The following is a 7543-nucleotide window of genomic DNA, read 5'->3' as shown; positions in this document are numbered from 1 at the left end:
CACAAACTCCCGCCGCTGATCCATTACCGACACCTCGCGCCATGCCATGGACTGGCCCCCCAACCACCAAATCCAAGCATTATGACGTGTCGGCCATGTCCCCGAACACCGGAAAAAACCGTCGGTGATGTCCCCGGGCTATACATTGAAGCGGGGCATGACAGCCGAATAGGGGGCTGAAGCTGACACACATCTTCGCCTTCCCGCGGCATGGTGTGCCCGAGTTCTGCATCATTCTCGCACCCTCGAAATCGAAGAGGGCGCAGGGAAGGCCGGGTGCAGGCCGCACCCATGGCCCGCCAGCAAATAGAAAAGCTGGCGGCAGACACCACAGGATTGGCCGAACATCCGGCCTTCCCTGCGCGACGGTGTTACGGCTTATAGCGCGCTCTCCCTGGGGACCGGGCTGTCTTGCCCCCATCGCCGCGCGATCATCTCACGCGGCTTGGCCTCAGCGTCGGGAGGCCAGGACCACACGCCTTCGCCGTCCGCATCGGCGCCGTTCGTCCGCGCGAACAAATCGCGCGCGGCGCCAACGCGTCCATCGCAGCCCGCCTCACGTCCGGTGACGATTGGCCATCACGTCCCTCTTGATCGAGGCGGGATGGCGTGACCAAATCACATTTTACCGAAAAACGGAAGCAAAATTTTCGCAAGCCGGCGTGCACGAGCGGTTCGTCGTTGAATCGACTTGCGAAATTCGATCGTGCTGGCCCGCCTTTTTTCTGCAGGAATCCTCTCGAATCGGTCGCAGCCTCAGCCCGACGGGCAAATCACTCACTGCGATTTCGTGTCCTTAGTAGTTCCGTGGTCTCGTCATGGCCGGGCTTGTCCCGGCCATCCACGTCTTCGCTTGTGCTCACAAAGAAAGACGTGGATGCCCGCGACGAGCGCGGGCATGACGACGTTGAGGCGCTAGTGCCAAACAAAATTGGCTGACAGCGGACGTCCTATTTCAATAGCACCGCGTGACGTTGACGCTGTGGTCGGCGCCGTCGCGGCCGGGCACGGTGACGCTCTGGTCGGTGCAGCTGGGCACATAGGCCCGGTTGGACGGGGTGACGCTCGGCGGAAAGCGATGCGCCCAGTCCCACGGCACGTCGTATTTGTAGGTGTACTGGATATCGCCCGCGGCCGGCGGCACGCCTTCGACCGCTCCGCCATAGGACGGCGCGGCGCCCTCGTCGCCATAGCCATAGCCGGGCCAGAACACGCCGCCGATCACGCCATGCCGATGGTGGTGGCGGAACGCGCCCGCGACCGGCGGGCGGACAGCCGGTTGAGCCGCCGCAAACGCCGCGCGCGGCGCGCCGCCCGATGCGGCGAGGGCCGCGGTCGCGGAGAACATCAGCGCTGCGATACAGGCCGAGGCGAGCAGCGTCGCATATTCTCGATAGGTCATGGCATGGCCTCGTTCGTGACTCCGCCCCGGACTTTGCCCCGGGGCAGAAGGCTAGGCCGCAGGCCGAGGCGCCGCAAACACGGAGTTAATGGTTGGTTAAGAAGTAGGGTTAACGCGATCCTAACGATCGCGCGACGGGGCTCCGCTCTGGCACCAACGGAGGTGCGCCCCCTCCCCCGCTTGCGATCCGCTTGCGGGGGAGGGCTGGGGTGGGGGCACCCCGAACACCTGCGTGTGTTGGCCCCCACCGCCAACCCCTCCCCGCAAGGGGAGGGGAGCCCAGCGGCGTTCTTGGCGACAGCTTCCCGCCATGCTTTTCGTTGCTCGCCTTCGCCCGCTGCTCGCGCGGCTACGGCTCCTCCGGCATCGGCACGGTCTCAAAACTGCTCGGCCAGTTGATCGGCTCGTAGCCTGCGACCGTGTCCCTGCGCTTCACGGCGGACTCATGCACAAAGGCGCCGTCGGGAATGAACCGCGGCTCGGCATCCGGGATGTAGAAGCCGAGATGCGATGGTCGCTGCGGCCACTCCTTGTACTTGTCGGATTTTGGAAAATATTCGAGCAGGCGCCAGGCCGCGGTCATCGAGTTGTGCAGCTCGCCCGTCACGTCGGGCGCGACATAGGAAAACGGGCTGCCCCTCCGCTGCACGCCGAAGGCGAGCTGCCGGATACTCTGCGGGTTGAAGGCCAGCCCGCATCCCATCGCCTGCTCGATCATCCAGAGCAGCGGATATTTGGACAGCGCGCTCTGCCTTTCCGGGTAGCCGCCGCCGATGTCGGCGTGCACCCCGGCGAACCAGACTTGCCGGCAATCCTGCGGTTCGGCGCCGGCCTGGTTGAAGCGGTTGTGCATGAAGGTCTGCGGCTCCAGCCATTTTTTCAGGCGGAACATGCAGCGCCGCTCGTCGATCGCAATCGCCTGGCGGAACGTTTTCACGCTCGGATTGTCGAGCGTGAAGGCGAGCTCCTCCAGGCTCGGCCAGTACAGCCGGTCCGGCCGCGGCACGATGACGCTCGCGACCGTGTCCCACACGCCGACGAAGCGGATCGTCGGCCAGCGCGAGGAGACGATGCGTGCGAACTGCGCCGCACGGTCGTCGCTATTCAGGGGCTGCGGTCCTTCGTCGTCGTCGCCGGGCTCGGCGGATGGCGGCACGCCCTGGGCCTTCCGGTCGCCTTCGGACAACTGCTTGTAGGAAGTGAGGCCGCTGCCGGCGAGATTTTTCTGCTGCGGCGACACCAGCCCGATCTTGTGGATCAGCCCCGCCAGCACGCGCACGGTGTAGGCGCCGCGGGAAAAACCGAACAGATAGATCTGGTCGCCGTCCTCGTAATTGTCGACCAAGAATTCATAGGCCGCGATCACGTTGTCGTCGAGGCCGTAGCCGGTCGCGAGCCCGAGCACCATGACAAAATCCTGCCTGAGCTTCAGCCACGGATTGGGCCGCGCCAGCGTGCCGACGCCGGGATCGTAGAACACGAGCTGATGCGGCTCGGTCTTCGGCGTCTTGCGCAGGCAGCGATACAGTTTCAGCACATTGGAGATGTTCTCGCCGATCTCGTTGCCGGTGCCGTCGCAGCAGATGACGATGTTCCTGGTCATGGCGCAGCCGTTTCCCCATGCAGCCTCGGCGAGTGTAGCAGGGTTGGGAGAGATTTTGGGACTGGCGTGTTGACGCGGGCCGACCATTCGCCTGGTGGGTCCTCTCGTCACGGGACGATGCTATGGATTCTTGTATCATATGATGATACATTGCGCCTGTGATCAAGAGCTACAGGGATGCCAGGACACGGTCCGCCTTTGAAGGTGAAGCTTTGAAGGGCTTTCCGGCCGACTTGCTTGCGGTCACACGACGGAAGCTTGGCTATCTGAACGCCGCAACGACGTTGAACGACTTGAAAGCTCCGCCGGGTAACCGGCTGGAGGCTCTCAAAGGCGACCGAGCGGGGCAGTATTCGATCCGGGTGAACGATCAATGGCGGATCTGCTTCACATGGACAGCCGAGGGGCCGGAAGACGTCGAATTCGTCGATTATCACTAGGACACAATCGAGGAGAAACTCGCATGGCCAAGAAGCTCGCACCGATGCACCCGGGCGAAGTGCTGCGGGAAGAGTTTTTGGTGCCGCTCGGCCTGTCGGCGGGTGCGCTTGCCAAGGCCTGCAGCGTCCCGCGTACGCGCATCGAGCGGATCGCCAGCGAACAAACCGCCATAACGGCCGATACGGCGTTGCGGCTCGGCAAGGCACTCGGCACATCCGCCCAGCTCTGGTTGAACCTACAAAACGACTTCGATATGCGAACCGCGAAAATCCGGATCGGAAAGGAGCTGGAAAAGATCGGTCCCGTGGCGGGTCGTGCGGCGGCGTAAATTCGCGCGTAACGACACAAATCGATCGGGTTGCGAGAACAAAACGGCCGGGTCTTTCGACCCGGCCGCTACCCAAACTCTACGCCAGGCTTACGCGACGCTTACTCGCCCAGCCCCAGCTCGGAAACTCTTTCCGTCGTCATGGCCGGGCTTGTCCCGGCCATCCACGTCTTGGCCACACCAGAAGTAAGGCGTGGATGCCCGCGACAAGCGCGGGCATGACGAGCAGTGGAGTCTGCCCGTCCGAAAAGCTCTCAGCTCGCCTTCTTCTCCGGCTCGGCGGCGCCGACTTTCTTCTCGATCTGGCGCTTCAGCTCGAGCGCGCGTGGCGACAGGGCGTCGGCGCGGGCCTTCAGCAGATATGCGTCGAGGCCGCCATTGTGGTCGACGCTCTTCAGCGCATTGGTCGAGACCCGCAGGCGGATGTTGCGGCCGAGCGCGTCCGACTGGAACGTGACGTTGCACAGGTTCGGCAGGAAGCGCCGCTTGGTCTTGATGTTGGAGTGGCTCACCTTGTGGCCCACCTGGGGACCCTTGGCCGTCAGTTCACAGCGCCGCGACATGGCGAAAATCCTCTGATCATCCCCGGCTCCGTCACGAGCCGCCCGTCGGTCAACGGCGGGCGCGGACCGGGGGTCCAAAACTCTGTCCATTTCTGATGGAAGCGTGCGGACGTATAGGGGGGAAGCGGTGAAGCGTCAAGGTTTTGGGGCGGTTTGGCGAGCTGCTTGCGCTCCCCTCCCCCTTGCGGGGAGGGTATAGGCCGCCTTCGGCGGCCGTTTTCAAAAAAGGACGTCGAAGCGAAGCTTCGGCTATGGGTGGGGGTCCCAGGATGCAGCTCGTCGTGTGGCACCCCACCCCAGCCCTCACCCGCAAGCGGGGGGAGGGGCGCACCTCCGGTGTGGCACCTCCGGTGTGGCACGGGCTCCTCGTGTTTCCTGGAATAATTCTGTTCCTTCCTTCGACGTGTGCCGGGGGCGATTGAACTTTTGGAAATTTCCAGCTCGATCAATCAACTAGCGGTGATATGGCACTGCGCGGCATCATATAAAGGGCGCATTCCACGCCAATGGATAGAGGCTCCTGCGAGGGCGCCGGTTGCGTGCGGCGGGGATAGCGGGATTTCGTCGTTGCCAGCGCGGATTTTTTGCTTAGATGAAACTTAACCATCGCGCCTCGACGCCAGCGCGGTTTTCCCGGGAACGTCGCCACGTGAATCCACGCCACGCCCCCTTGCTTCCGCCGAGCCGATCGGCCATCCGGGCGTGCAGCGCCATTTTGGCTACGGCCCTGCTCGCCGTGCTGGTCCCAGGCGAGGGCCGCGCGCAGGCCCGGCTCGAAGCGCAATACGAGGCCTCGCTCGCCGGCATCGTGGTCGGCAAGGGCGCCTGGAACATCGACATTCTGGAGGATCAGTTCTCCGCCAACGCCTATGGCGGCACCTCGGGGTTGATGAAGACCTTCTCGTCGGGCTCCGGCAACACCTCGTCGCAAGGCAAGATCGTCAATGGCGCGCTGGTCGCGACAAGCTACAGCGCCGGCACCGTGACCGCGAAACGGACCGAGCAGATCCACATGACGCTGCAGAACGGCAACGTCAAAGAGTACGGCATCGACCCGACCCCGCCGGTCGATCCCGACCGCATTCCGGTGACGGAGGCGCATCGGCGCGGGGTCTACGATCCGATGACCGCGGCGCTGCTGCGCGTGCCCGGCAATGGCGATCCGCTGACGCCGGATGCCTGCCGCACCGGGGCCGCGATCTTCGACGGCCGGATGCGCTACGACCTGAAACTCGATTTCAAACGCGCGGAGAACGTCAAAGCCGACAAGGGCTATCATGGCCCCGCGATCGTTTGCGCGGTCTATTTCACACCGATCGCGGGCTACATCCCCGACCGGCCGGTGATCAAATATCTCGCAGCCCAGCGCGATATCGAGATTACCTTCGTGCCGCTTTCAGGAACCCGCATCCTGGTGCCGTTCCGCATGCGCGTGCCGACCCCGCTCGGCATGGCGATGCTGGAGGCGACGCAATTCGTCACGCAGGCCCTGCCCCCGCATATCGCCAAGACGCAGTAGCGCTCAACGATCATCGGCGAGACAGGACGCATCGTCGTCGCGGCGGCGGTGTGCTCCCTCCCCGCTGGCTGGGGGAGGGGGGTTGCCCCAATTACGATTGAGTTTGTGGGACCCCCACCCCCGACCCCTCCCCGCAAGGGGGAGGGGAGCGGAAGCACCGCCGATGCCGCGTGAACTCGTCTCACTCCGTCCATTCGCATGTGACCGCGTGGCCGTCTCCGAATCCTGTTGACTCCTGGCCGGTTCTGATTCGACTCGCACCGCTTCGCGTTTTAAGAAATTCCGATGTCGCGCGGGGCCTTGTTTTGCGCGCCAGAACTTGATCTAGTGCACCGGGACCAGCTTGGCGCGAGATATTGCGGTGAACGAAGCAGGACAGGGTGTAGAGTCAGCGATTCCTTCGCGATTCGTTCGCAAACCGTTCCAAGGCTTAGGTCACGCAGGGCAACCCGTCACATTGTGAGACAGTTTTGCGGCGCTCGCGCTATTTCCAATCGGCGAAGCGGTGCCCATCTTCAAGGGGGAGCGCGCATGGGGCATTCCGAAAATCTCCCGCCGGGCGAGAGATGAATCGTATTCGCGAGCGATCCGATCCACCAAAATTCATCTCGCGTGGATGAAGGCGACGACAGAAATATCCTGACATATGGCTTTATCTTCGACGTCCGCATTGACAGCGGAACGGGCTCCCGGTTCCGGCGTCACCGCCGTGCTCGGGCCGACCAACACCGGCAAGACGCATCTCGCCATCGAGCGCATGCTCGGCCATTCCTCCGGGATCATCGGCCTGCCGCTGCGGTTGCTCGCGCGCGAGGTTTTTAACAAGATCGCCGACCGTGCCGGGCCCGAAGCCGTTGCGCTGATCACAGGCGAGGAGAAGATCAAGCGCAAAAATCCGCGCTACTGGGTCTCCACCGTGGAGGCCATGCCCAGGGACCTCGACGTGTCGTTCCTCGCCGTCGACGAGGTCCAGATCGCCGCGGACCTCGAGCGCGGCCACGTCTTCACCGACCGCCTTCTCAACCGCCGCGGCCGCGACGAGACCCTGCTGCTCGGGGCTGCGACGATGCGCCCGATGATCGAGCGGCTGCTGCCTGCCGCGTCGATCGTCACACGGCCGCGGCTGTCGCAGCTCGAATTTGCCGGCGACCGCAAAATCACCCGACAGCCGCGCCGCACCGCGATCGTCGCCTTCTCCGCCGACGAGGTCTATGCCATCGCCGAACTGATCCGCCGGCAGCATGGCGGCGCCGCGGTCGTGCTCGGCTCGCTCTCGCCGCGCACCCGCAACGCACAGGTCGCGATGTTCCAGAACGGCGACGTCGACTATCTCGTCGCGACCGACGCGATCGGCATGGGACTGAACCTCGACGTCGATCACGTCGCCTTCGCCTCCGATCGCAAATTCGACGGCTACCAGTTCCGCCGGCTCAACCCATCCGAGTTCGCGCAGATCGCCGGCCGCGCCGGGCGCGCCACCCGCAACGGCACTTTTGGTACCACCGGCCGCTGCGCGCCATTCGAGGTGGAACTCGTCAATGCGCTGCAGAACCACACCTTTGACAGTGTCAAAGTCTTGCAGTGGCGTAATTCAAAACAGGATTTTTCCTCGCTCGCTGCGCTGCAGGTGTCGCTCGCGCTGTCGCCGCCGCACGAGGCGCTGACCCGCGCGCCATCAGCCGAAGAC

7 protein-coding genes are annotated in these 7543 nt (G+C 64.0%); 4 read left to right on the top strand and 3 right to left on the bottom strand.

Going from position 1 to position 7543, the window contains the following annotated elements; all coding sequences use genetic code 11:
* Positions 1-955: 955 nt before the first annotated feature.
* Positions 956-1402, bottom strand: a complete 447-nt coding sequence (locus tag JOZ76_RS33250; protein WP_291705617.1) for a hypothetical protein — start codon at positions 1400-1402, stop codon at positions 956-958.
* Positions 1403-1751: 349 nt separating this feature from the next.
* Complete coding sequence (locus JOZ76_RS33245) at positions 1752-3005, bottom strand: DUF2235 domain-containing protein (RefSeq protein ID WP_291705616.1); 1254 nt, start codon at positions 3003-3005, stop codon at positions 1752-1754.
* 158 nt (positions 3006-3163) lie between these two features.
* Here JOZ76_RS33245 and JOZ76_RS33240 point away from each other — a divergent pair, with 158 nt between their 5' ends.
* On the top strand, positions 3164-3445 hold the full coding sequence (locus JOZ76_RS33240; RefSeq protein WP_291705615.1) for a type II toxin-antitoxin system RelE/ParE family toxin: 282 nt from the start codon (positions 3164-3166) through the stop codon (positions 3443-3445).
* A 23-nt stretch (positions 3446-3468) separates the two neighbouring features.
* The gene (locus JOZ76_RS33235) at positions 3469-3774 is read left to right on the top strand and encodes a HigA family addiction module antitoxin (protein ID WP_291705614.1); all 306 of its coding nucleotides are present in this window, start codon (positions 3469-3471) and stop codon (positions 3772-3774) included.
* A 254-nt stretch (positions 3775-4028) separates the two neighbouring features.
* On the opposite strand, the gene rpmB is transcribed toward JOZ76_RS33235, so the two are convergent.
* Positions 4029-4337, bottom strand: coding sequence for a 50S ribosomal protein L28 (gene rpmB / locus JOZ76_RS33230; RefSeq protein WP_291705613.1), 309 nt, complete (start codon positions 4335-4337; stop codon positions 4029-4031).
* A gap of 715 nt (positions 4338-5052) precedes the next feature.
* On the opposite strand from rpmB, the gene JOZ76_RS33225 reads away from it, so the two are divergent.
* Positions 5053-5856 (top strand): DUF3108 domain-containing protein, encoded by an 804-nt coding sequence (locus tag JOZ76_RS33225; RefSeq protein WP_291705612.1) that lies wholly within the window; start codon positions 5053-5055, stop codon positions 5854-5856.
* Positions 5857-6502: 646 nt separating this feature from the next.
* Positions 6503-7543: helicase-related protein (locus JOZ76_RS33220; RefSeq protein ID WP_291705611.1), on the top strand; the 1041-nt coding region annotated here is incomplete at its 3' end.

This window comes from Bradyrhizobium sp. (assembly GCF_019244115.1).
Taxonomy (GTDB): Bacteria; Pseudomonadota; Alphaproteobacteria; order Rhizobiales; family Xanthobacteraceae; genus Bradyrhizobium.
The sequence above is the reverse complement of the archived record's forward strand: the minus strand, read 5'-3'. Positions and strand labels throughout refer to the sequence as shown.